This window comes from Vibrio sp. S234-5 (genome assembly GCF_000960595.1).
Lineage (GTDB): Bacteria > Pseudomonadota > Gammaproteobacteria > Enterobacterales > Vibrionaceae > Vibrio.
Genome location: NZ_JZAM01000309.1, coordinates 1 through 456 on the forward strand (window position 1 = coordinate 1; position 456 = coordinate 456).

Sequence of the window (456 nt, forward strand, 5' to 3'; positions counted from 1 at the left end):
AGTGCATTGCTCACCCCTTAGCAGGGCGTTATGTGCCTTTCCTGTGAAGCAAACAACATTATGTGCAACCATTAACTTATAGAATGGCTAAAAATTCATATTTTAGAGGGTGTTATGGTTTTTAGTAGCAAAGTTAAATTGGTAATTTCAGCTGTAGCTATAGCGCTGTCTTCGCTTTTACTGTCTCTTGATATGTTTGGTGTCATTCCATTTCTGATTCTAGTTGTGTCATTTTTCACCCTAATTATTCAAGGCGGGCTGTGCCTTCTTGGGTACAAGGATGGTGACATTTTCGATGCTTATCAAGATCTAGAGAGAACGGAAGCGACGGCATTGACGAATCTGTTCAAAGATAAAAAGGATTGTGAAAAACATTAGCCACGGCACATAACAAACGCTTCAAGAGGGACAGCCAACGCGCGGCATTTTTACTATGCGTTGGTTTTTGTGGTTACG

General features: G+C 40.8%; 1 protein-coding gene. It reads left to right on the forward strand.

Going from position 1 to position 456, the window contains the following annotated elements:
* Positions 1–114: 114 nt before the first annotated feature.
* Positions 115–378 (forward strand): hypothetical protein, encoded by a 264-nt coding sequence (locus UF06_RS28465; protein WP_045571769.1) that lies wholly within the window; start codon positions 115–117, stop codon positions 376–378.
* The last annotated feature ends 78 nt before the right edge of the window (positions 379–456 follow it).

Bases quoted from the DNA above. Each gene is read 5' to 3' on its own strand.
- UF06_RS28465 (WP_045571769.1), top strand. From the start codon at position 115: ATGGTTTTTAGTAGCAAAGTTAAATTGGTAATTTCAGCTGTAGCTATA.